The organism is Xanthomonas sp. NCPPB 2933, from assembly GCF_056725225.1.
On sequence record NZ_CM161518.1, the window covers coordinates 1325221 to 1351244 of the forward strand.

Annotated in this window: 22 protein-coding genes; 12 read left to right on the plus strand and 10 right to left on the minus strand. The window is 58.8% G+C overall.

The features are described from left to right. The first annotated feature begins 234 nt into the window (after positions 1-234). Entirely contained in the window at positions 235-630 is a 396-nt protein-coding gene (locus tag AC1PLU_RS05515) for a hypothetical protein (protein ID WP_023904916.1), read from the plus strand. Positions 631-718: 88 nt separating this feature from the next. Next, positions 719-1111 carry an H-NS histone family protein gene (locus tag AC1PLU_RS05520; protein WP_055824272.1) on the plus strand — a complete coding sequence of 131 codons (393 nt, stop codon included), beginning with the start codon at positions 719-721 and terminating at the stop codon, positions 1109-1111. 355 nt (positions 1112-1466) lie between these two features. Here AC1PLU_RS05520 and glgX read toward each other — a convergent pair whose 3' ends face one another. Then, complete coding sequence (glgX, locus tag AC1PLU_RS05525) at positions 1467-3599, minus strand: glycogen debranching protein GlgX (protein ID WP_481107928.1); 2133 nt, start codon at positions 3597-3599, stop codon at positions 1467-1469. Positions 3600-4136: 537 nt separating this feature from the next. Here glgX and rimK point away from each other — a divergent pair. The 4 genes from rimK to AC1PLU_RS05545 all read left to right on the plus strand — a co-directional run bounded on the left by rimK (position 4137) and on the right by AC1PLU_RS05545 (position 7746). Beyond that, positions 4137-5012, plus strand: a complete 876-nt coding sequence (gene rimK, locus AC1PLU_RS05530; RefSeq protein WP_074058087.1) for a 30S ribosomal protein S6--L-glutamate ligase — start codon at positions 4137-4139, stop codon at positions 5010-5012. A gap of 224 nt (positions 5013-5236) precedes the next feature. Then, the gene (locus AC1PLU_RS05535; RefSeq protein ID WP_481107929.1) at positions 5237-5710 is read left to right on the plus strand and encodes a hypothetical protein; all 474 of its coding nucleotides are present in this window, start codon (positions 5237-5239) and stop codon (positions 5708-5710) included. 31 nt (positions 5711-5741) lie between these two features. Continuing rightward, positions 5742-6419 (plus strand): response regulator transcription factor, encoded by a 678-nt coding sequence (locus tag AC1PLU_RS05540; RefSeq protein ID WP_006448355.1) that lies wholly within the window; start codon positions 5742-5744, stop codon positions 6417-6419. After that, on the plus strand, positions 6412-7746 hold the full coding sequence (locus AC1PLU_RS05545; RefSeq protein ID WP_023904912.1) for a sensor histidine kinase: 1335 nt from the start codon (positions 6412-6414) through the stop codon (positions 7744-7746). The genes AC1PLU_RS05540 and AC1PLU_RS05545 overlap by 8 nt, the downstream gene beginning before the upstream one ends. Positions 7747-7852: 106 nt before the next feature. Here the strand turns inward: AC1PLU_RS05545 and AC1PLU_RS05550 are convergent, their stop codons facing one another. From AC1PLU_RS05550 to AC1PLU_RS05565, 4 genes are all read right to left on the minus strand, one after another. Next, complete coding sequence (locus AC1PLU_RS05550; protein WP_481107930.1) at positions 7853-8245, minus strand: SymE family type I addiction module toxin; 393 nt, start codon at positions 8243-8245, stop codon at positions 7853-7855. A gap of 531 nt (positions 8246-8776) precedes the next feature. Beyond that, positions 8777-9400 carry a dephospho-CoA kinase gene (coaE, locus tag AC1PLU_RS05555; protein ID WP_481107931.1) on the minus strand — a complete coding sequence of 208 codons (624 nt, stop codon included), beginning with the start codon at positions 9398-9400 and terminating at the stop codon, positions 8777-8779. Between the two features lie 13 nt (positions 9401-9413). Next, positions 9414-10277, minus strand: a complete 864-nt coding sequence (locus tag AC1PLU_RS05560; RefSeq protein WP_481107932.1) for a prepilin peptidase — start codon at positions 10275-10277, stop codon at positions 9414-9416. A gap of 7 nt (positions 10278-10284) precedes the next feature. Further along, positions 10285-11541 carry a type II secretion system F family protein gene (locus tag AC1PLU_RS05565; protein WP_481107933.1) on the minus strand — a complete coding sequence of 419 codons (1257 nt, stop codon included), beginning with the start codon at positions 11539-11541 and terminating at the stop codon, positions 10285-10287. A gap of 358 nt (positions 11542-11899) precedes the next feature. Here AC1PLU_RS05565 and AC1PLU_RS05570 point away from each other — a divergent pair, with 358 nt between their 5' ends. The 3 genes from AC1PLU_RS05570 (at position 11900) to AC1PLU_RS05580 (ending at position 14767) form a co-directional block, all read left to right on the plus strand. Beyond that, a complete protein-coding gene (locus AC1PLU_RS05570; protein WP_481107934.1) occupies positions 11900-12334 on the plus strand; it encodes a pilin in 435 nt (144 codons plus the stop codon). A gap of 76 nt (positions 12335-12410) precedes the next feature. Then, positions 12411-14339 carry a tetratricopeptide repeat protein gene (locus AC1PLU_RS05575; protein WP_481107935.1) on the plus strand — a complete coding sequence of 643 codons (1929 nt, stop codon included), beginning with the start codon at positions 12411-12413 and terminating at the stop codon, positions 14337-14339. Beyond that, complete coding sequence (locus AC1PLU_RS05580) at positions 14312-14767, plus strand: pilin (protein ID WP_481107936.1); 456 nt, start codon at positions 14312-14314, stop codon at positions 14765-14767. The genes AC1PLU_RS05575 and AC1PLU_RS05580 overlap by 28 nt, the downstream gene beginning before the upstream one ends. Here the strand turns inward: AC1PLU_RS05580 and AC1PLU_RS05585 are convergent. Further along, the gene (locus AC1PLU_RS05585) at positions 14753-15874 is read right to left on the minus strand and encodes a glycosyltransferase (protein ID WP_481107937.1); all 1122 of its coding nucleotides are present in this window, start codon (positions 15872-15874) and stop codon (positions 14753-14755) included. The two genes, AC1PLU_RS05580 and AC1PLU_RS05585, sit on opposite strands and share 15 nt — an antisense overlap. Positions 15875-15960: 86 nt before the next feature. On the opposite strand from AC1PLU_RS05585, the gene AC1PLU_RS05590 reads away from it, so the two are divergent. Together AC1PLU_RS05590 and AC1PLU_RS05595 are read left to right on the plus strand one after the other, a co-directional pair. Next, positions 15961-16854 carry an FkbM family methyltransferase gene (locus tag AC1PLU_RS05590; RefSeq protein WP_481107938.1) on the plus strand — a complete coding sequence of 298 codons (894 nt, stop codon included), beginning with the start codon at positions 15961-15963 and terminating at the stop codon, positions 16852-16854. Further along, positions 16851-17984, plus strand: a complete 1134-nt coding sequence (locus tag AC1PLU_RS05595; RefSeq protein WP_481107939.1) for a glycosyltransferase — start codon at positions 16851-16853, stop codon at positions 17982-17984. The genes AC1PLU_RS05590 and AC1PLU_RS05595 overlap by 4 nt, the downstream gene beginning before the upstream one ends. On the opposite strand, the gene AC1PLU_RS05600 is transcribed toward AC1PLU_RS05595, so the two are convergent. Genes AC1PLU_RS05600 through AC1PLU_RS05610 form a run of 3 tightly spaced genes read right to left on the minus strand, consistent with a single transcriptional unit; the run spans position 17941 to position 21334 of the window. Next, positions 17941-19206, minus strand: a complete 1266-nt coding sequence (locus AC1PLU_RS05600; protein ID WP_481107940.1) for a lipopolysaccharide biosynthesis protein — start codon at positions 19204-19206, stop codon at positions 17941-17943. The genes AC1PLU_RS05595 and AC1PLU_RS05600 overlap by 44 nt on opposite strands. Further along, a complete protein-coding gene (locus AC1PLU_RS05605) occupies positions 19203-20462 on the minus strand; it encodes a glycosyltransferase family 4 protein (RefSeq protein WP_481107941.1) in 1260 nt (419 codons plus the stop codon). The genes AC1PLU_RS05600 and AC1PLU_RS05605 overlap by 4 nt, the downstream gene beginning before the upstream one ends. After that, entirely contained in the window at positions 20459-21334 is an 876-nt protein-coding gene (locus tag AC1PLU_RS05610) for a glycosyltransferase family 2 protein (protein ID WP_481107942.1), read from the minus strand. Before AC1PLU_RS05610 ends, AC1PLU_RS05605 begins: the two co-directional genes overlap by 4 nt. Positions 21335-21478: 144 nt before the next feature. On the opposite strand from AC1PLU_RS05610, the gene pilB reads away from it, so the two are divergent. Beyond that, complete coding sequence (gene pilB / locus AC1PLU_RS05615) at positions 21479-23215, plus strand: type IV-A pilus assembly ATPase PilB (protein ID WP_481107943.1); 1737 nt, start codon at positions 21479-21481, stop codon at positions 23213-23215. Positions 23216-24600: 1385 nt separating this feature from the next. Here pilB and AC1PLU_RS05620 read toward each other — a convergent pair. Then, positions 24601-25995 (minus strand): sigma-54-dependent transcriptional regulator, encoded by a 1395-nt coding sequence (locus AC1PLU_RS05620; RefSeq protein ID WP_074058079.1) that lies wholly within the window; start codon positions 25993-25995, stop codon positions 24601-24603. Between the last annotated feature and the right edge of the window lie 29 nt (positions 25996-26024).

Here is a 26024-nt window from a genome sequence, read left to right on the forward strand (position 1 = left end):
GGGACGGTCGACTCTACGCATGAATCGGCCTCGATGTCGGGTGCTGGCTTTTGGTAATCGATCGCTAGAAGACGCCTGTTTAGGCATACATCGAAATGACATCGATTGCAGAAAGTAACTTCCTGAAGAACCCCGATAGCACGCTTCGTGATTTCCTTGCCCATGGTCAGGAACCTCCTGATTGAGCGCATCGCCGATGGTGGTCATAGTTATGGCCATGATCGAGCGAGCACCATGACCACGACACATCCTCAACTCATCGGCGCACTTCTCAAGGGCATGCGCCGCGCCGAGTCCGCACACGCCGCATCGGTTGCTTACAGCGCCGGCATCGCCAGGCAGATGAATAGCGGCTACGGCACGCCGGCCGATGCGGGCAGGGTGCTGGAGATGTTTGCGCTCGACCCGGAACAGATTCGAGAGCTGGGCCTGGTGGGGGTGGAGGAGCTGGGCGAGACGGTGTGCCACGCCTGGTCGATCAATGCCGGGGAGCCGGAGCGGGTGATGCAGTGGTTTTCCGCGCCCAGGGTCGAGTTCGTGGGCAAGCACTGCAGCGAGTTGATCCGCGCCGGGCGGATCGGGCCGGTGCTGAGCATGGCCCGGGAGCATGCCCTGCTGCGCCCTCGCTGACCGCTTCCAGACTCGCGTAGGCCACAGCGCTTTACGCTAGCCGGCGCAACGGCAATACTCGTTGATCCGCCCAACCTCAGTTTTGCCAATGCGCCAGGTTCCGCCTGCTTCACCCTCCGCCGCCGCCAAAGCCCAATTGCTGGAAGAGCTGCGTAAGCTCGAACAGGAAGAAGCCCAGCTGAAATATGCCCAGACGCTGGAAGCCTTCGACCAGGTCGTCGAAGTGCTGACCCAGTTTGGTGGCCGCTTCAACGCAAAACAGAAAAGCCAGATCGCGTCCCTCGCAATGACCGGCAAGTCCAAGGGCCCGCTATCGTCCACCGGCGAAGTCGTGGCCAAGTACTGGATTCCGCATTCCGGCGAGACCTGGTCCGGACGTGGCCGTACCCCGCGCGCCTTCAAGGCCTGGGAAGGCACCAGTTCGTACAAGGAATGGAAAGCCAATCATCCGGACAAGCGGTTTCCGCTCTATCCAGGTTGAAGGTCTGTTCCAGCTTGAGCGCTGCTTGGTTTGTCTGTTTGTTCGATAAAAGCTTTTGTTAGCTGTTGCAATGATTGATTAAAGTTTGCTGCGCCGATCTTGAGCTGCTTTGTTTAAAAGTGTTCAAAGAGAGCGGATCACCGATATTCTCGCGTGCCTTGATCAGGCTTCCGTCACCGTATCAGCGAGGCTGAACATGGATAAAAAAACGTAGAAATAGGTTTGTTGGCCGCTCTGAACGTCCTCCATTTTGATCCAGGCATCTTTGATATAGCGGGTTTTTAAAGCGCACAAAAAAGCTCGCTGTCTGCAAGATATCAGCAGACAGCGAGCGTGTGTCACCTCTTGAACAACGTTACTGGTCGCTCTTGCACTCGAATACCGACACGCTGCGTGGCGGAGCCAGGAACTCGCTGGCGCCGGCCGGCATCATGTCCACTTCCAACGCTTCGTCGGTGGAGAGCACCAGCTTCCAGTGCACCGGTTCATCGGACGAGGGCAGGGTGAAGGTCACCCCTTCGTGGTAGGCATTGATGACGATCAGCAAGGTGTCGTCGTTGGCCAGTTCCTTGACGCCCGAGGTCTGCGCCTTGCCTTCCAGCAGCAGGCCCACCGAGCGTGCACCGGCATCGGTCCAATGCGCGTCGTCCATCTCGGTGCCGCCGGGATTGAGCCAGGTCAGATCGCGCAGGCCGGCCTCTTCGTTGTACTGGCCGTTGAGAAAGCGGCCGCGCGACAGGATCGGGTAGCGCTTGCGCAAACCGGTGAGCGCCTTGACGAATTCGGTCAAACGGCCATCGGTCGGGTCGTTTTCCCAATCCAGCCAGGTGATCTCGTTGTCCTGGCAATAGGTGTTGTTGTTGCCGCCTTGCGACTGTGCGCGCTCGTCGCCGCTCAGCAGCATCGGCGTGCCTTGCGAGAGCAGCAAGGTGGCGAGCAGGTTTTTCATCTGCCGCTCGCGAATCTGCAGGATCTCGGCGTTGTCGGTCTCGCCTTCTTCGCCGTAGTTGCACGAGCCATCGTTGGACGAGCCGTCGCGGTTGTCCTCGCCGTTGGCGATGTTGTGCTTCTCGTTGTAGCTCACCAGATCGCGCAGGGTGAAACCGTCATGCGCAGTGATGAAGTTGACCGACGCCCACGGGCGGCGACCGCGCCGATCGAACAGATCGGCCGAACCGGTAAAGCGGGTGGCAAACTCGGCGAGCTTGCCCTCTTCGCCCTTCCAGAACTCGCGCGCATTGTCGCGGAATTTGTCGTTCCACTCCGACCAACCTGGCGGGAAATGACCCACCTGATAGCCACCGGGGCCGCAATCCCACGGCTCGGCAATCAACTTCACTTCCGTGAGCAACGGGTCCTGGTTGCAGGCATCCAGGAAGCCGCCACGCTGATCGAAGCCGCTCGGCTCGCGCCCCAGGATGGTCGCCAGGTCGAAGCGGAATCCGTCCACATGCATCTCGCCGGCCCAATAGCGCAGCGAGTCGTTGACCATCTGGATCACCCGCGAATTGCTCAGATTCAGCGTGTTACCGGTGCCGGTGTCGTTGATGTAATAACGCTTGTCTTCGGCAAGGCGATAGTAACTGGCGTTGTCGATGCCCTTGAACGACAGCGTCGGGCCCAGCTCGCTGCCTTCGGCGGTGTGGTTGTAGACCACGTCCAGAATGACTTCCAGACCCTGCTTGTGCATGGCCTTGACCATGACGCGGAATTCATCGCGGTGGCCGCTGGAGAGATAACGCGACTTCAGCGCAAAAAAGCCGATGGTGTTGTAGCCCCAGTAGTTGCGCAGGTCCTTGTCCAGCAGATGCTGGTCGTCCAGATACGCATGCACCGGCAACAACTCGACGGCAGTGACGCCAAGGTCCTTGATGTACTGCAGCACCTGCGGCTGCGCCAGGCCGGCAAACGTACCGCGCACCGCCTCCGGCACCTGCGGGTTGCGCATGGTGTAACCGCGCACGTGGGTCTCGTAGATCACCGTTTCGTTCCACGGCTTGAGCAGACGTGCGTCGTCTTCCCAGTCGTAGGTGTCTTCGACCACCACGCACTTGGGCATGAAGGGCGCACTGTCGCGCTCGTCGAAGCTCAGGTCGCCATCCGGGTGACCCACGGTGTAGCCGTAGAGTTCGTCCGCCCAGATCAGATCGCCATCTAGCTCGCGCGCATAGGGATCCATCAGCAACTTGTTGTGGTTGAAGCGATGCCCCTCGGTCGGCTCGTACGGGCCATGCACGCGGTAGCCGTAGCGCTGGCCCGGTTTGACGTCGGGCAGATAGCCGTGCCAGATCTCGTTGGTGTATTCGGGCAGATCGACCCGCGTCTCGGTGCCCTGTTCGTCGAACAGACACAGCTCCACGCGCGTGGCATGCGCAGAAAACAGCGCGAAATTGGTGCCTGTTCCATCGAAGAGCGTGCCACGCGGGAACGGGCGCCCCTGGCGGATGCGGGAGGGGTTGGCATAGGCCGCGCTTGCTGGACGTCGCATTGAGAGTCTCGGGTGCGCCGGCATGCCGGCATTAGGGGACTCAAGCATTGCGGTTTTGCCTGTGCAAAACGCGTCACGGCCACAGGGGCACGGCGTGAGGGCAGCATGCGGCAGCCGCTGCGCTCGCCTTATTCACTGCGCAGCGCGGCTGGACGTGGGCGTGCCCACGCAACGCTACGCCGAGATGAGTCGAGCAGCACTGGCGTCGGTGCTAGTTGACGCATTCGGCACAGACATAGGCATAGATAGGGTGCATGCGCGCAGCATCTAGCGCAACGCATGTGTGCATTGCTTGAGCGCCGCGCGGCCGCCCTGCTAGCATCCAGACCACTGAGGTTGCGCAACACCTGCGTCGCTTCAACAGCGTTGCCGAGCAGCTTTCGCCTTCCCCTCCTCGGGCCGTCGCACACCAGTTGGATCGAAGCGTGCAGGGCAGGGTTGCAGCCCGCACGCGCGATCGACCGGCAGACGTACGGACTTGGGTCACTTCGTCACTAGACTCCGACCATGTCCAGGCCGCGCCGCGCACCCTCCGCGATGAAAATCGCCATCCTTTCCCGCAACAGCAAGCTGTATTCGACCCGCCGGCTCATCGAGGCCGGGCGCAAGCGTGGGCACACGGTGCGCATTCTCGACCCGCTGCGCTGCTACATGCGTATCGCCGCCGATGGCTTCAGCCTGCACTACAAGGGCAAGCCGATCACCGGATTCGACGCGGTGATTCCGCGCATTGGCGCCTCGGTCACGCGCTATGCCACTGCGGTGTTGCGCCAGCTCGAATTCATGGGCAGCTACACGCCCAATCCCTCCGACGCCATCCTGCGCTCGCGCGACAAGTTGCGCGCGCATCAACTGCTGGCCGCCCAGGGCATCGATATGCCAGTGACGGTGTTCGGCGACAACCCGGACGACACCCAGGACCTGCTCTCCATGCTCGGCCCGCCGCCGCACGTGGTGAAGTTGAACGAGGGCACCCAGGGCGCCGGGGTGATCCTTACCGAGAAGGCCAGCGCCTCGCGCGGCGTAGTCGAAGCCTTGCGTGGGCTGTATGCCAACTTCATCGTGCAGGAATTCATCGGCGAGGCCGAGGGCGCCGACCTGCGCTGCTTCGTGGTCGGCGACCGGGTGGTCGCCTCCATGCGTCGCCAGGCCGCCGAAGGTGACTTCCGCTCCAACCTGCACCTGGGCGGCACCGCCGCAGTGGCCGAAGCCACGCCGCAGGAGCAGGAGGTGGCGGTGCGCTCGGCGCGCGCGCTGGGTTTGGCGGTGGCCGGCGTGGACCTGATCCGCTCCAACCGCGGCCCGCTGGTGCTGGAGGTCAATTCCACCCCCGGCCTGGAAGGCGTGGAAGGCGTCTGTGGCGTGGATGTGGCCGCCGCAATCATCGAGCACTTGGAGCAGACGGCCCGTTGATCGGGGATTTAACATTTTTATCAAAAAAATAACGAAACCCTAATCCTTGCCCCGCTAGCCTCTCCCGACCGTAGCTCCGCTCTCGGCAGTGACGGTGATCGGGATGCATTTTTAGCCCGGGTGCTTAGCGGCACCTGGGCCTTTTTGTGATGGCTCACTTGCTCCGCCCATGAATTCGCGTCACAGTCGGGAGTGTTAAATAGTCCAAATGACAAGGAATTAGCATGTCCATGCGCAACGTTCTGCACTTGGTGGCACTGATGGCTGTTGTCTCCACTGCACAAGCGGCAACCTCTACTGCAGTCGATGTGAAAAAACCTTTTGCAGAGCAGGCCAAGGAAATTCGCAGGGAGTTGAGCAGTGGCACTAAATATTCCGAAATTAGTCAGGAAGACAGCGCCAAAGTGCTCGGGGCTCTTACTCGTATCGAAATTGCGGTCGCTGAGCAAGGTGGTGTAGAGACGCTTACGCCAGACCGAAAAGTGGCGGTATACAACGAGCAGGAGCTCGTTAACACAATTCTCACAAGGGCGGGCGAGGAAAGCCGTTTGATTTGCCAGCGCGAAAAGGCGACAGGCTCTCATCGCAGCAGCACAGTCTGCCAAACTGTCGCTGAGCGTCGTCGCTCCCGAGATCAAGGTGAGCGCGATTTGACTACAGCTCAGCGTGTGCCAAAGATTATTGATTCAAACCGCTAGTTCATCCCGACTTTCGAGCATTGAGGCTTAAGTGCGCATTCTAGTAATTGAAGACAACAGCGATATCGCCGCCAATCTTGGCGACTATCTGGAAGACCGCGGCCACACGGTGGATTTCGCCGCCGACGGCGTCACTGGCCTGCATCTGGCCGTGGTGCACGAGTTCGACGCCATCGTGCTCGATCTCAACCTGCCCGGCATGGATGGCATCGAGGTGTGTCGCAAGCTGCGCAACGAAGCGCGCAAGCAGACGCCGGTGCTGATGCTCACCGCGCGCGATTCGCTGGACAACAAGCTGGCCGGCTTCGACTCCGGCGCCGACGACTACCTGATCAAGCCGTTCGCGCTGCAGGAAGTGGAAGTGCGGCTCAACGCGCTGTCGCGTCGTGGCAAGGGCGTGCACACCCGTGTGCTGGAAACCGGCGATCTGGAATACAACCTGGACACCCTGGAAGTGCGCCGCCGCGGCAAGCTGCTGCAGCTCAACCCCACCGCGTTGAAGATCCTGCAGTCGCTGATGGAAGCCTCGCCGGCCGTGGTCACCCGCCAGGAGCTGGAGACCCGCGTCTGGGGCGAAGAACTGCCCGATTCAGACTCGCTACGCGTGCATATCCACGGCCTGCGCGCGGTGGTCGACAAGCCGTTCGACGTGCCGATGATCCAGACCCGTCACGGCATCGGTTATCGCATCGCCTCGCCCGATGCCTGAAAGCAATAACGGCGCGCGGCCCGCCCGCAGGCGTGGCCGCTACCGGCGGCGCCTGCGCAGCCGCATCATCCTGTCGTTCGTGCTGTTGGGCTTTTGCCTGACCACGCTGTTCGCCTTCGCCACCAACTGGGCGCGCTCGCGCGTGGAAAACCAGTTGGTCGAAGACGTGATGAACCGCAATATCGACGCCTTTGCGCAGCGGTTCTATTCCGACCCGTTGCGTAACCCCGATCTGCCGGTACAGCAGATGCGTGGGCGGGTGGTCAAAAGCGACAAATTCGAAGCGCTGCGCCTGGAGCAACCCGAGTGGTACCAGCTGCCCGACGGCATCCACACCATCTCCGGCGTGGACGAGGGCGGCAACGCGTATTCGTACAAACTGGCCGTACGCAAGACGCCGAGCGAGTGGTTCTTCCTCGCCTACGATATGACCCAGACCCTCAAGGGCGAGATTCAGCTCAAGCGCACGCTGATGCTCTCGGTGTTGGTATTCAGCGGGTTTTCGTTGGTGATCGGCTGGTGGTCCGCCTCCAAGGTGATGCGCCCGGTGTCCGATCTGGCCGCGCGCTTGCGTGCCTACCGCGGCGGTACCAGCGAGCCCAAGCCGTTGGCCGCGCACTTCCCCGATGACGAAGTGGGCCAGCTCGCAGAAGCCCTGGACGATTACTCGGCCCGCCTCACCGAAGTGGTGCAGCGCGACCGCGAATTCAACGCCGACGTCAGCCACGAACTGCGTACCCCGCTGGCGGTGATTCGCGGCGCCACCGAACTGCTGCTCAGCAAACCCAATCTCGACGAAAAGATGCTGCAACGCCTGCAGCGCATCCAGCGCGCCGAACTGCAGTGCAGCGACCTGATCGGCTCGCTGCTGCTGCTCTCGCGCAACGAACGCGGGCAGGGCAGCAGCAATGTCGCCAAGGTGGCCGAACAACTGATCGACGCGCACCGTGCCCAGCTCGGCGGCAAACCGCTGGAACTGCTGTTGGAAGGCGAACGCGATCTGGTCATCGACGCACCCGAATCCGCATTGTCGGTGGCGCTAGGCAACCTGATCGGCAACGCGGTCAAATACACCCAGGACGGCCAGGTGCGTGTGCGCGTGCTCAGCGATGCAGTAGAGGTGATCGACTCCGGCCCCGGCCTGAGCGAAGAAGACGCCGCCAAACTGTTCCAGCGCGGCTACCGCGGCACCCACGCCGGCCACTCGCAAGGCGGCGGCATCGGCCTATCGATCGTCAGCCGGCTGTGCGATCTGTACGGCTGGCGCGTCAGCGTGCGCCCAGGCCAGGAGCGCGGCGTCATCGCAACACTAGCTTTCCATCGCTAACCAAACACCCGCGCTTTTGTAGGAGCGCACTCGTGCGCGAGGGCTTGACGCATAACGCCCTCCCCACGACAGCGCCTCCAGAGAATAACCGCACCCAAAACACAGCTCAGCGCTCTACCACCGTCACAACCAACTCGCCCTCGCGCGCAGTGATTTGCAGCTTGCAACCAACCGCAAGCCCCAACTGCTCCAGCCACAGCCCACGCAAGCGCACGCTGGGAATCCGCTGGCTGTGCGGCCGGCCAGGCTCCGCCTCGTAGAACGCATAGCCCACCGTGCAGCGCGTGGGCGTGCGAGCCTTGCGCGGTGGGCGCGGCGGCAGATCGTCCACGCGGCGCCTGGGGCGACGGTCGAAGTCGAGGTTGTCCACATCGAACGTGGGCGACGGAACCAGCCGCACGGGCTGTGCATCGATCGCGCGCTCAGGCGGCTTGGCGCTAGCGGTGCGTTTGGCATCCGGCTTGGACCGCTTCGAGGTTGGAGGCTGCGCCCGGCTCATCGCCTCACCTCCGCCAGGACCATGGAGCGACGATGCTCACTCACCTGCAAGATCGATACATTTGCCGTGACAACGCCTCCTTCGAAGAACAGGCACCGTCGCCGGCCGGCGACGGGATGTCGGGAGGTTAGAAACCGCTCATAGCCGGCGGGCGTATTTCTCCCGAAGGAGTGTTGTATTAGCCGCCCTCTCGACGCAGGTATCGCGTCGGCTTGCGCCTGCAGGCAGGCACAAAAACCCCACCGGTTTGACGGAGATGGGTGCCGCTATGCACGGAGTTTCTACGCTCCTTGAGGCAGGGGTTGCTACTGGTCGTTTGCAATGTCAATTGCAGGGAAGTAAATCAGGCAAAATGTGACTTTCCTGATTCGGCATTCGAATGCATCACGCTATTAGTGGCGCATGCCACATGTACCGGCAGGCCTGCTGTGCAGGAATATTGGATTCCATGCATTGCATCCAAATCATTTTTCACCGATGTGATGGTGGCCGTGCAGCCGTGGCGCATATCGCATACGGGAGTATCAAACGTTAGTTCTCGATTCGATGGATTTGAAGCGCCGCTCTGTAAGTCGCATCCAGCCGTTGCGCGTGCTGCGCCAACTGGTCCGTATTGCCTTCATTGCGTGCTACATCATCGGCAATGGCCAGCCGTTGTGCGCGAGAGCTTTGTGCTGCAATCATCTGATCGGCAAGGGCTGACGTACTGCCGTCGCGTTGCATCAGGCGGGCGTGTTGAAGCGCAACCGGTACATCGACGACCAGGATGCGGTCGAGCCAGGGATAGGTCGCCCGTGCCCCTGCTTCAGCGAGTAATGGAATTGCCACGATAGCGTAGGGATGATTAGCCGCTTTCGCCGCGCGCTGCAGTTCGGTGCGAATGGCAGGATGGGTGATCGCTTCGAGCGCTTTCCGCTCGGCTGGATCCGCGAAGACGATTTTGCGTAAGGCTTGCCGATCCAGCGTGCCATCCGGCAACAAAATGCCTTGGCCAAAGCGGTTTGTGATGGCATCAAGTATGAGCCCAGGCGCCACCACCTGCCGCGCAACCATATCGGCATCGATCACCGGCACGCCCAGCTTCTCGAACTCGGCAGCGAGGGCGCTCTTGCCGGAGGCGATGCCGCCAGTGAGGCCGACGATGAAGTCGCTCATCGCCGTGCCCCGGTCAACGCAGGCCTGCGAAGTGCAGGTAGCCGTCCACCAGATCGTTGCCCCAGAAGAACACCACCCAGCCGGCAATGGCCAAGTAGGGGCCGAACGGGATCGGGGTGGCACGGTCGCGGCCCTTGGCCACCAGCCAGATCGAGCCAAGGATGGCGCCGACCAGCGAGGAGATCAGAATGATCGGCAGGATGCCTTTCAGCCCGCACCACGCGCCGAGTGCGGCAAGTAGCTTGAAGTCGCCATGGCCCATGCCTTCCTTGCCGGTGAGCTGCTTGAACAGCCACCACACAGTCCACAGTGAGACATAGCCGACCGCCGCCCCCAGCAGGGCGGGTTTGGCCGGCATGTAAAGGTTGTCCATCGAGCCGACCAAGCCCAGCCACATCAGCGGCAAGGTCAGCTGGTCCGGCAGCAGCTTGTGGCGCAGGTCGATACCGGACATCGCCACCAGGAAGCAACTCAGCACGATCGCGCCAAAGCCCTGCCAGCCAAAGCCGAAACGCCAGACGCTGGCCACGCACAGGATCGAGGTCAGCAACTCGACCAATGGGTATTGGATGGAGATCGGCTTGCCGCTGTAGCGCGACTTGCCGCGCAGCATCAGCCAGCTGAAGAGCGGGATGTTCTCCCACCACCTGAGCTTGTCGCCGGTCACCGGATCGTGCGACGGCTCCACCACGATCCCCGGCGGCGGCGGCTCATAGATGTCCGGCAGCTCCAGGATCTCGCGCGCATCGCGCCGCCACTGCCACTCCATACGCTTGGGCAAGCGCAGGATTACCACGTTAAGGAAGCTGCCGATCAGCAGTCCCAGTCCGGCCGCGGCGGGAAAGCCGAGACCGGGATGCTGGTCGAGAAATGCCATTTGTTTGTCAGACCACCGAAGCGAGTTTGAAGATGGGCAGGTACATGCCGATCACCATGCCGCCAACAATGGTACCAATGAACACCATGATGAGCGGCTCCAGCAGACTGCTGAGAGCATCCACGGCGTTGTTGACTTCCTGCTCGTAATACTCAGCGACCTTGAACAGCATCGCGTCCAAGGCGCCGGCTTCTTCGCCGATGCCGGTCATCTGAATCACCATGTGCGGGAAGATGTTGACCTGCTTCATTGCCGTGTTGACGGGGTAGCCGACGGAGACGTCATCTCGCATGCGTAGCACAGCTTCTTCGTACACCATGTTGCCGGTAGCGCCGGCAACGATGCCAAGCGCTTCCACCAATGGCACGCCGGCTTTGAACGTTACTGCAGTAGTTCTGGCAAAGCGGGCGATCGCGCTGTTGTGCATGATCTGGCCGATTACGGGTACCTTCAGGATCAAGCGATCCATGGCGTGCTGCATTCTCGGCGAGCGCTTGTAGGCGAAGATGAATCCCACTACAGAACCGACGCTGACTATCAGAATCAACCACCACCATGAGACCATGAAACGCGACATTGCGACGATCATCTGGGTAAATGCCGGAAGCTCTGCGCCGAATCCTCTGAACACGTCCTCGAACTGCGGAACCACCCAAATCAGCAGAATGGAGCTCACGAGAAGAGCGACTACAACGACCATGGTCGGGTAGAAAAGGGCTTTTTTGATCTTGCCCTTCAACGCCTCTATGTTCTCTTTGTAGCTGGCAACGGTGTCCAGCACGGTTTCCAGCACACCGGCACCTTCGCCGGCCCTGACAAGGTTGCGGTAGAGTTCGTCGAACTGGACTGGATGCTTGCTGATCGCCTCGTAAAGCGATGAGCCTCCCTCGATGTCGGTGCGGATGGTGTTGACCATCTTCTTCATCCGAGGGTTTTTATGGCCCCCGCCAATGATTTCCAGCGATGAAACGATAGGGACGCCAGACTTCATCATGGTTGCCATCTGACGACTAAAAAAAGCGATGTCCTTCGGGGAGATTTTGCTCCCAGCTGCGCCAAATAGTGATTTTGGCCTTGGCTTGACTACGCTAGGCACGATGCCTTGGCGGCGCAATTCGGCGCGCAACATATTCGCGTTCTTGGCGGGCTGTTCACCCTTCATCTTGATGCCGCGCTTGTCGACCCCCTCCCAGACAAACGGCTGCAGCTCGCTGGTGCTGCGGGCCACGGGGTCTTTCTTAATTGCACTACGGCTGACAGACATACAGGCTCCCCAGCCACGCCATCCCCAGGCGGGCTATCTGTGCCGAATGGTAGCTGGTTCTGGGGTCGCATGGCATCCCGTCTTCCAGGTCATCATCGACCCCCCATCTGCCAGAGTCGGTCATAAAGTGACGCTGTGTGTCGCATTTCCGGTCCGCTCTCAGATTTCGGTCACGGGGGTTCCATTCCTGAGGACTGCTGCCATCATTGCGCCGGAGATTGCTGGGGAGCGTTGGTAAGATGTTGGCATGCAATTTGCTTGATTCTAACTGCGCAGGCGCCTGCCTTGCTCAAATGTTGATGTCTGCCAGCCTCCGGCCCAGTGTCTACACTTTTATCTACCTCTAGGGGATTTATTCATGAAGAAGCAGCAAGGCTTTACCCTCATCGAATTGATGATCGTCGTTGCGATCATCGCAATCCTGGCAGCCATCGCGCTTCCGGCTTATCAGGACTACGTTGCACGTGCACAGGTCTCCGAGGCCATGACGCTAAGCTCTGGCGCAAAGACGGCTGTTACCGAGTACTACGCTGACAAGGGTGCTTTTCCGACTACCAATGCCATGGCCGGTCTCGCATCCGCGTCCTCAATCAATGGTAAGTACGTCGCCAGTGTTGGCGTCGGTACTCTTGGTGCGATTACCGCGACTCTGAAAGGCTCCGGCTCTGTTAGCGCCAAGGTGGCCGGCAAGACTTTTGTGTTGAGCCCGAGTGATTCTGGTGGTTCCATCATCTGGGATTGCAAGACAAACGGCACCATTGCCGCCAACTACCGTCCGTCCTCCTGCCGTTAATTGCAGGATAAATGTAGCTGTAAAAAAGGGCCGCCTAGCGGCCCTTTTCTTTTGGACGAGCCGAAGAGAGGGGATCGTGGCAGAAGCTCAAAGTCGTTCGCGTATTCGCTGGCTAGTTGCACTGGCCGTCCTGTCGCTACCTTTGCTTGGCTGGTTGATACTGGCACCCGGACTCGGCGGCGGGTTCCTGTTCGACGATCAGCCCAATTTAGTCGACGATCCTGATTGGAAGCTGGACCATCTTTCATGGTCTGCTCTCACTCAATTATTCGGTACCGGGATTGCCAGTAAATTTGGCAGGCCTCTGGCCTTGCTGAGTTTCGCTCTTAATCATGTGTTTACCGGGATGGACCCTGTTCCCCTGAAGGCAACAGGTCTGGCCATCCATCTGTTCAACGGATGCCTAGTGCTTCTGCTCGTCCGAAGACTGATCGCCATAGCGACCTCTTGGGGCGACAAGGTGGCATTGGGTGCCGCATGGGTGCTGGCATTCGCCTGGATGGTCCACCCGATACAAGTGTCAAGCGCCCTCTACATTATTCAGCGAATGGAGGTTGGCGCGGCATCGGGCATTTTGCTCTCCTTGCTGAGCTACCTGCGTGCGCGAAGCGCAATGCGCGAAGGTGCCCTGGCTTGGCCTTGGTGGGCGAGTTTTGTCATATCAGCAATTGTTGGATTTGGTTTTAAAGAAACAGCTCTGTTGGTCCCTGGCTATACATTGATGCTGGAACTCTTCCTGTTGCGTTTTTCCGCTGCCAGCGTACTGCAACGACGGGTTCTGATCATCGTCTACAGCATCGGTTCGCTCCTGTGTGCAGTGGTGTTTTTCGGATGGGTACTGCCCACTGCCCTAGCACCGGCTACCTATTCGGCGCGCGACTTCACTTTGCCGGAGCGGCTGTATAGCCAATTGTCCGTACTGGTGCTTTATCTGCGGCAGATGGTGTTGCCATGGCCCGAGAGCTTGTGGTTTTACTATGATAACTATCCTGGCTCGGAAGGATTGCTACACCCAGCAACTACGTTATTGCACGCATTGCTTTTATTGTCATTTGCGATGTTCGGATGCCTGGTTCGTCGTCGTTGGCCGATGACCGCTCTTGGGATTGGATGGTTTTTTACCTCCCATGCACTAACAAGCAATGTCATGCCGCTCGAACTGGTGTTCGAGCATCGAAACTATCTCGCATTGCTGGCAGTACTGCTTGCGCTTGTGCAGCCGCTTCATGCCATGTTGGCGCGGTTCACCAGTGAAGCACGCGTCGTCATGCTCGCGGTACCGCTGGCATACATTGCCGGTATGGGTTTCATGCAGGCGGTAAGCTGGAGTACGCCGCTTGGCCTCGCATTGACATTGACCACCCGTAATCCTGATTCTGCCCGTGCTGGCTATGAATACGGCAGGACTTTGATTGGGCTCGCTGATAACAATAAAAGTTCGCCGGCGTGGGGGTTGGCGATCAAGGAATTCGAGCATGCGGCTGCGCTGCCTAAATCATCACCGCTTCCCGATCAAGCTCTGATCATCCTGGGAAGCCAAGCAGGAGGGAGGATTTCTGACGACGTCTGGCGCCGATTTAGTGACAAACTGCTGAGACGTGTAGCGGGCCCACAAGAGCTCAGTGCGCTTGAAGGTGTTGTTGAGTGCCGGATCGCAGGTCATTGCAAGTTTGGCAACGAGCAGAACCTGTTCACGCTTTTGGCTAAGATGAGCCAGCGCAATCCCAATTCCTCTCGACTACGTGCGATGTATGCGAACTACGCATTCAATGTGGTCGGAGACCGCAGACTGGCAATGAGAATGATACGGGAGGCCGTGGCAATCGACCCGTCGGATGTCGCTTATCAAAGTGGACTGGTCAGGATAGGGTTGGCATCAAACTTGCTTTCAGTTGATGAGGCTGAGGAGGCGTTGGCTCAGTTGCGCAAAGCCAGCATTCGGGGAACCTACGAAGAGGACATCGCGCAACTGCAGCAATGGCTGTATGCAAAGCAATCAAATTAAAGGAAATTAATGTGAACCAGCGCGGCTTTACGTTGATCGAATTGATGATTGTTGTGGCGATTATCGCAATTCTTGCTGCAATCGCGTTGCCGGCGTATCAGGATTATGTAGCGCGTGGCCAAGTAGCTGAAGGTTTATCGCTGTCTAGCGGTGCCAAGGAAGCCATAGCCACCTACTACTCTGATCATGGTGATTTCCCCTCGGGAAATCTGGCGGCCGGCATGGCTGCACCGGCCTCTGTCAATGGAAAATTTGTTCGTTCGGTAAGTGTTGGTACACGCGGAAAGATTGAGGTTGAATTTTCGGAATCGGCCAGTTCCAAGATTGCCCATCAGGTTCTGACGCTTGCAGCTACGGACTCCAATGGCAGCATCACTTGGAGTTGTGGCGGGCTTGAGGCAAAGTATCTCCCTTCATCCTGCCGTTAGAGTTACAGCCCTGTTATCCATCAAGCGGAGCAGTAGCTGTTGTGTTGTTTCCGAGCGCTCCCGCCAACTCTTAATGGAGGTAAATTGCGTGCGTACGGGAACTTGCAAGTACTGAATCAGAGCCTGGGCAAGAAGTATTGGGCTGCCTGGTGGGTATGTTAGACCGTCACTATGCGGCAGTAGCATGGGTACGTCGCCTACCGCCGCTGCGACTATGGGCACGCCGCAGGCCATCGACTCGTAAAGTTTCATTGGGAAGCAGTATCGGCCGAAACCAGAGTCGAGGTTGCATACAATCGAGGCATCTAGACTGTTGATTAATACAGGTATTTGCTGCGGCGGCATTATACCCATATCGATAATGCGTGGGTGCCGGTAGCGTCCTGGTGTTGCATCACGGGGGCCTGCAAAGACCAGGTGCAGATCCGGAAAGGTGTCCGCCAGGTGCAAGAAAGCTTGAAACATGTCGTCAATGCCGCGGCTGGCGTCGATCGCGCCCGCACATCCAACCAGCTTTGCATCCACCGGAAGCCCAAGCCGCTCTCGGCACTCGCGCCGATCTATGGGGTGAAAGAGTTCCATATTCACTCCGTTGCCGATCACGCTGACCAGTCCGCCGGGAGCCAGTGTGTTGCGCAAGTGTGCCGCTAGTGTTTCGCTGACAACGCTGAGGGCTGATGCTTGGCGGCAGGCTTGATGAAACGCATGCGTGACGCCCGGAATGCGGCTCAGACCAAAGTAGTCGTAGTTGTCGTATAGATCTAGCACCAGAGGTACTTTGAGATATTGGGCGATGCGCATACCGAGAATGCACTGAAGTGCGTCTGAGCTGGCCCAGACTACGTCCGGGGAGGCCGCTCTACGCATCTGTCTGACTGCATTTGCAATGCACAGAGGTCCAAATGGTACTGCATTGATCGATTGCCAGTTCACCCCTTCAGGGGAAACATCGCAACGGCGTGGCCGGTGTCGATAGCTCACGGTGAGCCCGCTTACCAAGTGGCCCAGCCGGGCTAGTCCCTCTGGGATTTCATATAGTCGCCCATAGCGGTCATCCAAAAGATCACGCGAGGTGTATTGGCGCTTGCAGACAATAAGTACATGCATGAGTAAAGCGGTCCGGACTATGTTGCAATAGACGCTACGATGATTGGACGCTTGAGGTCCGACGCTACTTGAATCAGGATCTAATGATGAATTTTCTCAAAATACTGCGTAAGGTTGGGATGAGACTGCGTCTTGGCCGGGAGCCAAGTGTAGTCCAGGTCCTGTTACGCAGGATATTTCGCGTAGCGAAAGGTCGGCAGGAGGTCAAGGACTTTGATGGAGGTCTGATCATCGAGCTGGACCTGTCGGAGCACATGCAGCGACGTATCTTCTGGATGGGATATTACAATCTCCGTCTGGTTGCACTGCTGAATCGTGTTCTGGCACCAGGCATGGTGGTTGTTGATGTCGGTGCGAACATCGGTGAAGTCAGCCTGGTCTGTGCAAATCGTGTGGGCCCGGAGGGCCGGGTGATTGCCTTCGAGCCAGTCGATGCGATTGCTGAAGAGTTGAGGCGTAACATTCGTCGTAATCGATTGGAGTCCGTAGTCCAGATACGTAAGCAGGGCTTGGCTGACTTGGCAGGCCAATTTACGATGTATGAATCGTATGGCCAATCTGCTGCCAGTGATTGTAACCGCGGACTTGGCAGTCTCCATGGAGATCCGCGAAAGGATCGCGTGCTCGGTGCAGTTGAGGTGGTCACGCTCGACGCAGTCGTAGAGCATTTAAAGCTTCAGCGCCTGGACCTTTTGAAGGTGGACATAGAGGGGGGAGAATTGTCCTGTCTGAGGGGGGGCTTGCGTACATTGCGACGTTTTCGTCCCGTCATTGTCGTGGAGGTTCAGGAGCAGGCTGCTATGGCCGCAGGATATCGAGGTCGCGACATTCTTGACCTATTGACGCCCTTGGGCTATTGCTTTCACAGATTAGAGGAAGAAGGAAAAATCGTTCGAATCAGTGCGGAGAGTCTGGGTGATTACCAAGACGTCGTCTGTATCGCGGGAGCAGAAGATGCTTCAGTGCTGGCCCGTCAATGATCTCCCTACTACTCAGCCGTGTTGAGGCCGGAGGCCTGGAACGGGTTCAGTTCAATCTGTGGGAGGAGTTGCAAAGGCGCGGGATTGCGGTCGAAATGGTGGCGGGTCGCACGATGATTGAGCGACAGGGCTCACCAGCTGTTCAGTACATAGCACCTAGAGGCACTTGGCAGTTCATATGGCGTGTACTTGTATGGATGCGCCAAACCCAGCCTGAAATACTTGTCACGACCTCTAGCGACGTCGCGGTGTGGATGCTGCTATGGCGACGTTGGCTGTCTACTCGCACAGCGGTAGTTATTACCCAGCATCAAGCAGTTTCCGGTCCTCTCAATAGTGCTGTTGGGCTACGCAGGATGAAGCTGCGATTCTTGCGTCAAGCGATGCGTCGACTGCTGCCGTCGGCCGATGCGATCATTGCGGTTTCTGCGGCGGTTGCCGCCGATATGTGCAAGGAGCTTAGTCTTCCGCCAGTAAAGATCAGAGTCATCCATAATCCGGTTGTACAGACCGAGAGTGCCGGCGCGTTCAACACGGATCATCGCCGGCCCAGTAATTGGCCGTATCCCCAAGATGACGTGCCGACTTTGATATTTGTTGGCCGGCTTTCCGTGGAAAAACGTCTTGATCTTTTATTGGATGCCTTCCTTCAGGTCCGAGCCGCTCGTAACGTGCGCTTGATCGTTTTGGGGGATGGCCCTATGCGCGAAACGTTTGCACAATGGATCCAACAGTACGATATTGTGGCTGTCTGTCGAATGTTGGGTCATGTTGAGGATGTGCTTCCATGGATACAGCATAGCAATGTGCTTGCATTGACATCGGATTACGAGGGATTCGGAAACGTCCTTGTAGAAGCCATGCTGTGCGGCACGCAGATCGTTGCGACCGATTGTCCGAGTGGGCCCAGTGAGGTGCTGCAGGCTGGTGTCTACGGTCAGCTTGTTCCGGTGGGGGATGCGCTGGCAGTTGCTGCCGCGGTACTACGCAGTTTGAACGGAAGCTTTTTAGTAGATCCGCAAGCGTTGCGGCGCCGTGCTTCTGAATTTACCGTTAAACGCGCAACGGATGCCTACATTGAAGTCTTCAATGAGGCAATATCCTGCCATCATTCGAACTGGCGGCGCTGAGTGATAGGGTCAGCCAACCAGCAGTAGCCATGGCCGCTTCTGCAATAATAATCATTGCAATAGCTCCGGTCAGGCCGTATTGCGGGACTAGGATCGTACAGAGAACAGACATCGCAAGGAGGCCCCCACCTTCGATGAAGGTCTTGCGCAGCTTCAAGCCACGTCCCACTAATGCCTGGCAAGCGATCTGCCGCAGGCTGTAGGCAAGAATGAAGAAGCCCATCCAGCGTAATGCTGGGACTGCGTTAGCGAATTCGAAACCAAGCAAATAAGGCAGCAGTGCCGCGCTCCACCACAACAGGGCTATGATGAAAGTAGAGTAAGCGCCGGCTACGACAAGCATGGCAAATAACAAACGACGGACTCTTCCGTTGTCCCCATGCGCGCGGAACAGCCGGGGCATTGCAGCCATCACCATTGCGTCCAATGGCATTGCCGCGACTGATGCGAGGCGGTAACAGGCTGCGTACAAGCCTGCCGTGGTGTCACCACCTGCATGAAGTACGAAAGACTTGTCTAGCGTCGTTACCGATGTAGCCGACGTCCAGCTCACCGCGTGCCCGACTCCGTGGTAAAGGTCATTACAATCCACCTGCATTGGATGCCATTGAGGGGTGAGCAATCTCTTGACAGCTATCAAAGCAACTGCAGCACCGCAGATTGATGCTACTAGGTGAAGCAGTAGATAGTGATCAAGGTCGCGATCAATCGGTAGGACGCCGAACATGGCTATGGCGGTCAAACGGAAAAACGCTGTGATGGCCGGTAGTGCCGCTGCCCAACCCATGCGTTCGTTTGCCGAAAACGCAAAGGCAGCATTAGTAATGTAGGGAGTTGTGAGGATCTCGGAGGAAGCGATCAATGCAACTTCGAGCAAAGAGATCGAATCACTGGTCGATGTTGACGAGAACAGCAGCAACGCCAGCGCCAGCGGAAGCGAGGACAGCGCGCACAGCACCCGCGTCTGTTTCCAGTAGCGCCCGAAGCGCGAGCGATCAGATGCGCTGTACTGATACATCAGCATGCCACTGCCCAGGCCGACCAGTCCAGCCAATGCCGAAGCTATGCCGACGATGCCTGAAAAAACGCCGTAATTTTGCGCGCCCAAAGTGCGCGCGGCCACAACGATCCAGCCGGCTAGGCAAATCAATCGCACTCCCTGCCACAACATCACTTTGAGCGACGTCCGAGCCAACGAACCTGCGGGTAGTGACAATTTCATGCGCGCGCCTCCCCGTGCGGGAGGTCGGAGATGAGTGACGCCAGTTGTGCCGCATAGCCTGCCGCGACCACCTCATGATCGAAGCGCGCTATTAATAAAGGGCGCAGCCTTTCTACCCACATCCGGCCGGCCTCTGGATTATCAAGTAGGGCATTTACCTGCGCGGCAAGCGAGACCGGGTCACCGGGCTCTGCAACATAAGGCGGCCATCGCCCGTTGTGCAATTCTTGTATGGCCGGCAAGCGAGTGGTCACCACAGGGCAACCGCAGCCGAGTGCTTCGACCATAACCAATCCCAATCCTTCCTGGTCGCCTGAGCCCGCCTGCACGAACGGAGTAATCAACATGCTGCTGCGCCTGTAAAGCTCCGGAAGCGCGGTTTGCGACATGGGGCCTAGAAAATGCACATTAGCCTGAAGGCGCAGCCTGTCGACCTGCCGCTGGCATCGCGTCAATTCAGGGCCGAAACCGACGATGTTGAGCGTCGTTCCTGGATGGCGTTCAAGAATTTTCGGGAGCGCATCAAGTAGATGAGTCAGCCCCTTCTTTTCGACCAGCCGACCGACGAACAGCAATTCATTGCGCGATCGTGGGCTCTGCGAGTCGGGCGTGAACCGATGTTGCAGATCCACACCCATAGGGGCGACGGTAAGCGCGTCTGCGTGCGCTCCAAGCGCCAACATGGGCTCAAGCATTGCGCTGCTGACAACGGAAGTGGCCTGCATCCGACGAATGGTGAACCGCTTGAGCCACATCGGCAGGCGGCCACGCAGGGCGAAGAGATCGGCACCATGCGAAGTCACCAGCGTCGGTGGTGTACGCGCACCGATGAGCTGCAGCAGCGCGATCATCCATGCCTGGGGCAGGATCCAATGTGCATGGATCACATCCGGTCGGACTAAGCGCAGCAGGCGCTGGAGCGCCCACAGGTGCCCGAGCAGGAAGGTGGGGAGCAGCAGCGCGGTCCAGGGGCGGTGCCGAAGGTTGCTCACGATACCGCCGCCATTAACCAGCCTTTCCCATCGCTCTGGTGCGTAGCCGTACCGCACGATGTCAACGCCATCCATCCGTTCTTGCGGAAGTGCTCCCTTCGAATGGGGGCACAGCACGACGACGTCGAAACGTGCGGTCAAACGCTGGCTCAGCTCATGCACGAAACCGGGTTCAGGATCGGCCTGCCAACGGGGGTACGTTGAAGCTAGGACCAGCAGTTTGGGGCGACACTTGGCTGCGCGGTTTGCAGCCGAATCGTTCATTCCTTCGTCCGTCCATCCCGCGCTGCGAGATACGTCAGTCCCGTGATTTGCTCGGAAATCAATCCGATCAAGAAAATGATCACTGATGCGCTGAACAATAGCGCGCTCATGTTGGTGAACCGGTGCATGGTGGCAAAGGTGTAACCGTAGTACCCCATGCCGATAACAAAGAAACCCGCAGCAATTGGCGCAAACAGCTTTAGTGGCGAATATAACGTGGCGATCTTGAAAATGATCAATAGGAAACGGATGCCATCCTTGATCGGGCGAATATGGCTACCGTTGCCAACGCGCTTGGCGACAGGAATTGGCACATAGGCCACCGGATAGGCGCTGCGGAAAAACGCCATTGTGCTGGTGGTCGGATAGCTGAATCCATTGGGCAGCAAATGAAGAAACTGGCGAAACCGATTCGCGCGCGCGGCACGGAAGCCTGAGGTAAGATCCTGAATCCTGAATCCAGTCATGCGGCTGGCCAGCCAGTTGTAAAAACGATTGGCCATGCCACGATGGACGTTGGCCTGACTACTGCTGTCACGTGCACCTACCGCCATATCATAGCCCTCGGAAAGCTTGCCAAGCAGGGCCTGGATGTGAAATGGGTCGTGCTGACCGTCGGCGTCCATGAACACCAGAATATCGCCGCTAGCAGCGCGGGCACCGCGCTTGATCGAAGCCCCGTTTCCCATGGAATAAGGGATGGAGAGCACAGTGACTCCTTGGTCGCGGCCGATCTGGGCTGTGGCGTCGGTCGAGCCATCGTCAACGACGATGATTTCCGCATGCGGATAAAGCTGACGTAAGGCTGGCAGAGTGAGAAGTAGGCCCTCGGCTTCGTTCTTGGCCGGCAAGATGATGCTGATACGTTCCACAGTATTTCCCCAATTTCCCCGGCACAATGGTAACCCGAGGTCAGTAGCGTTGGGGGGGGCTGGGCAACTTTGCGCGTTCCTCAGGATCCAGCCCAGCCCCCTTTGCAGTAGTCTTTAACCCTAAGATGGGGAGCCAGCAATCAAATGAATGCCTTAGTAACTGCCAATCTTGTCGGAATCACCGGCATCGCGCGTCGGTTGGTTCAGGACGGCGCACTTGAAGAAGCTATTGCTCGGTCTGCCATGGACCAAGCTGCGGCAGCGAAGATCCCGCTGCCTCAATGGTTTGCAGAAAGGAAATTAGTCAGCGCGGCTCAACTTGCAGCAGCTAACGCCGTCGAGTTTGGCATGCCCTTGATGGATGTGTCCGTGTTCGACGCCGGCCAGAACGCGGTTAAACTGGTCAGTGAAGAGTTGCTCCAAAAGTACCAGGTGCTGCCCCTGTTCAAGCGCGGCAACCGGTTGTTCGTGGGGGTGAGCAACCCGACCCAGACCAGGGCGCTGGACGACATCAAGTTCCACACCAATCTTGTGGTCGAGCCGATCTTGGTCGATGAAGACCAGATCCGTCGCACCTTGGAGCAGTGGCAGGCAAGCAATGCTTCCCTCGGGTCTTCGTTAGGTGACGACGACGACGAGATGGGGGACCTGGACGTCTCGGCCGGGGACGAGGACATGGGCGCCGGTGGGGATTCCGGGGTCGATGCCAAGGGCGACGACACGCCGGTGGTGAAGTTTGTCAACAAGGTACTGGTGGATGCGATCCGGCGGGGAGCCTCCGACATCCATTTCGAGCCGTATGAAGACGATTACCGGGTGCGGTTGCGGATCGACGGGCTACTGAAGAACGTGGCCAAGGCGCCGGTGAAGTTGAGCCAGCGCATTGCGGCGCGCCTGAAGGTGATGTCGCAGCTGGACATCGCTGAGAAGCGGGTGCCACAGGACGGGCGTATCAAGCTCAACCTGTCCAAGACCAAGCAGATCGACTTCCGTGTCAGCACCTTGCCGACCCTGTTCGGTGAGAAGGTGGTGCTGCGTATTCTGGACGCCAGTGCGGCCAAGCTGGGGATCGAGAAGCTGGGCTACGAGGCGGATCAGCAAAAGCTGTTCCTGGATGCGATCCACAAGCCCTATGGCATGGTGCTGGTGACCGGGCCGACCGGTTCGGGTAAGACGGTGTCGTTGTATACGGCGCTGGGCATCCTCAACGATGAGACGCGCAATATCTCCACGGCCGAGGATCCGGTCGAAATCCGCTTACCTGGTGTCAATCAGGTGCAGCAGAACGTCAAGCGCGGCATGACCTTCGCGGCGGCGTTGCGCTCGTTCCTGCGCCAGGATCCGGACATCATCATGGTCGGCGAAATCCGCGACCTGGAGACGGCCGAGATTGCGATCAAGGCGGCGCAGACCGGTCACATGGTGTTGTCGACGCTGCATACCAACGATGCGCCGCAGACCATCGCGCGTCTGATGAACATGGGCATTGCGCCGTACAACATCACTTCGTCGGTGACCTTGGTTATTGCGCAGCGTCTGGCACGGCGTTTGTGCAACAACTGCAAGCGCAAATCGACCTTGCCGGAGCATGCGTTGCTGGCGGAAGGGTTCACTGCGGAGCAGCTCGCTGCGGGTATCGAGCTGTACGAGGCGGTCGGCTGCGACGAGTGCACCGAAGGTTATAAGGGCCGTACCGGTATCTACCAGGTGATGCCGATGACCGACGAGATCGGTGCGATCGTGCTGGAAGGCGGCAACGCGATGCAGATCGCCGAGGCGGCGCAGAGGATCGGCATCCGCGACCTGCGTCAGTCGGCGCTGGTCAAGGCCGCGCACGGGGTGACCAGCCTGGCCGAGATCAATCGGGTGACGAAGGACTGAGCGCAGATGCAGCGGTACCGCTGCTGCGCGTGCTTAACCGACGTGCCGGAGACGATTTTAGGTTAATGCCGTGTCATTGGATCAGCAGTGCCATCGGCAGCACGACCGGCAGTGTGGGCAGTCGCACATTTGACTCTGTAGATGTCTTGAATTCGACAATGTCACATTGACAGGCCTACGCCATAGGGCAGTTTGTGAGTGAGCGATCACAAATAACTTCCTGCTGACCTTTTTTGCATTGACAGTAGCTAAGCTGCGTTCAAATAATTCTTTCGATAGCAACTGTTTTTACAAGTCATTTTTGCTGATCTGAGGTTTCTTCGACTGGCGTGGTCCTGAAGGAGTTGCGTAATGATTAGGCTGAAAGTCTGTAGTTTCGTCGCCCTGGTGTGCGGATTGGCCTGTTTTGGTTCGGTGAATGCTGCGGTTCAAACCATTACGGCCAGTGCTCGCAATGGTGGTTCAACACAAGGGAATGCGATAGCGTCAACGTTATCCGTTGTGACCTGCACGCAGGCAACAGGTGGGGGACAAGCAGGCACATTTTGCTCGGTGCAAGCTCCAGGGTGGAATGGCGTCCTGTCAGTAGGTGAGTCTATAGGTACCAATGCACCAGGCAATGTCGTCCTCAATTGCATCGGTTCCTACGCAGCGAGTGGTGGTGGTCTGAACTGCGCAGCAAGGATTGATGACACCACATGCTCACCGGAGCAAACGATCTTTGGCTCTGCACGTAATGGCAGCTCGTTCCGCGGCTTGGCTCCCGTCAAATCTGCAGCCATCATCCAGTGCACTCAGGCGTCGGGCAGCGTTACAGGTACCACCTGCGGCATACAGTCCCCGGGCTACAGTGGAAGTCTGACTCCTGGTCAGTCAGTTGCGTCAAATGGCCCGGGAACCGTGTCGCTATCGTGCGGTGGGCAATATTCGGCAAATGGTGGAGGCTTGTCCTGCTCTGCTCAGGTGAGCCAAGTTTGTCCTTGATCCATGAGTGGAGCTTTCTGTAGGCGCCCTCAAGATGGTTGATCCGACAACGTTATTTTCATCCACTACGAATGCAGGGCGTAGTTCATAGGAGCTCAGGGCTCGGTGGGCCTGAGCTCCAATCCTGGAATTCTGCCGATATCAACTGGATCCCACGATATGGCCCGCGCGCCAGTGGTTGATCGATGTTCTTGCTCGGTTGAGCAGGAGCCTACTAGCCTGCATCAACGGCTCGATAGTGTTTCCCGCTGAGTAGTCTGCAGCGGCTCGTTCGTGTCACGTGCAAGAGACTCAAAGCGTTTCGCGCCCGAGATTCACGTGAGGGTGTTGTGGTACACCTGCTCGTCTTGTAGCCCTAGCTGCGGAATCGTTCGGAAGCAGGCGTAGCAATAAAGCAGCAGCTACTCCATCCCCAACTTCTTGAGCTTGTAACGAAGCGCACGAAACGTGATGCCCAGCTGCGCGGCGGTTCTGGTCTTGTTCCAGCGGTTTTCTTCCAGCGCTTTCTGGATCGCGGCGCGCTCGAGTTGCTCGATGTAAGAGGGCAGGGCGGCCGAGGCGGGGTCGATGTCGACCACCGCTTCGCGCGGTTCGATGGCGGCGCTGCCGGGGCTGGCGGCGAGGCGGTGGCCGCCGTGGGCGGGCAGGCGCAGGTCGCTGGCGCTGATCTGGTCGTCTTCGGCCAGGGCTAAGGCGCGTTCTAGGATGTTTTCCAGTTCGCGCACGTTGCCGGGGAAGCCGTATGTGTCCAGCGCGTCGAGCGCGGATTGGGTCAGTAGCGGAATCGGGCGGCCGTGGCTGCGTGCCAGGCGCGCAATGATGGCCGCGGCCAGTTGCGGCAGGTCGCCACTGCGTTCGCGCAGTGGGGGGACGCGCAGTTCGATCACGTTGATGCGGTAGTACAAGTCGTGGCGGAAACGGCCGTCGGAGACCAGGTCACCGAGGTCCTTGTGGGTGGCCGAGAGGATGCGCACATCCACCAGCGATTCAGTGGAGGCGCCGACCGGGCGCACCGATTTCTCTTGGATGGCGCGCAGCAGTTTGACCTGCATCTGCAGCGGTAATTCGGCCACTTCGTCCAGGAACAGCGTGCCGCCATGCGCGGCCTGAAACAGGCCGGGCTTGTCGGCATGCGCGCCGGTGAAGCTGCCTTTCTTGTGGCCGAAGAATTCGCTCTCCATCAGTTCGGCGGGAATGGCGCCGCAGTTCACCGGCACGAACGGACCGGCCGCGCGTGCGCCTTGTTCATGGATGGTGCGCGCGACCAACTCCTTGCCCACGCCCGATTCGCCGACGATATAGACCGGCGCCTGGCTGCGCGCGACCTTGCCGATGGTGGCGCGCAGGCTTTCCATCGCGCTGGAGTCGCCGAGCAGGCGGCTGGCCTGTTCCGGCGGTGGCGGTGGCGGGGCGGGGCGGTCGCGGTTGTTCAATTCCAGCGCATGCTTGACCAGGCCGCGCAGCACGCTGATGTCCACCGGCTTGCTGACGAAGTCGAACGCGCCGGCCTTCAGCGCTTCCACCGCCAGGTCCATGCTGCCGAACGCGGTGATCATCGCCACCGGGGTCTGCGGATATTGCTTTGAGATTTCGGTGACCAGTTCGATGCCGTTGCCGTCTGGCAGGCGCATGTCGGTCAGGCACAGGTCGTAGGGGTTGTTGGCCAGCAGCTCGCGCGCTTCGGCCAGGTTGGCAGCGGTGCTGATGCGCAGGCCCATCCGGCCCAGGGTGAGAACAAGCAACTCGCGGATATCACGCTCGTCATCGACAACCAGGGCACTTTTGGGTTCGCTCATGGTGCGCACGATAGCCCAGCGCGATGACG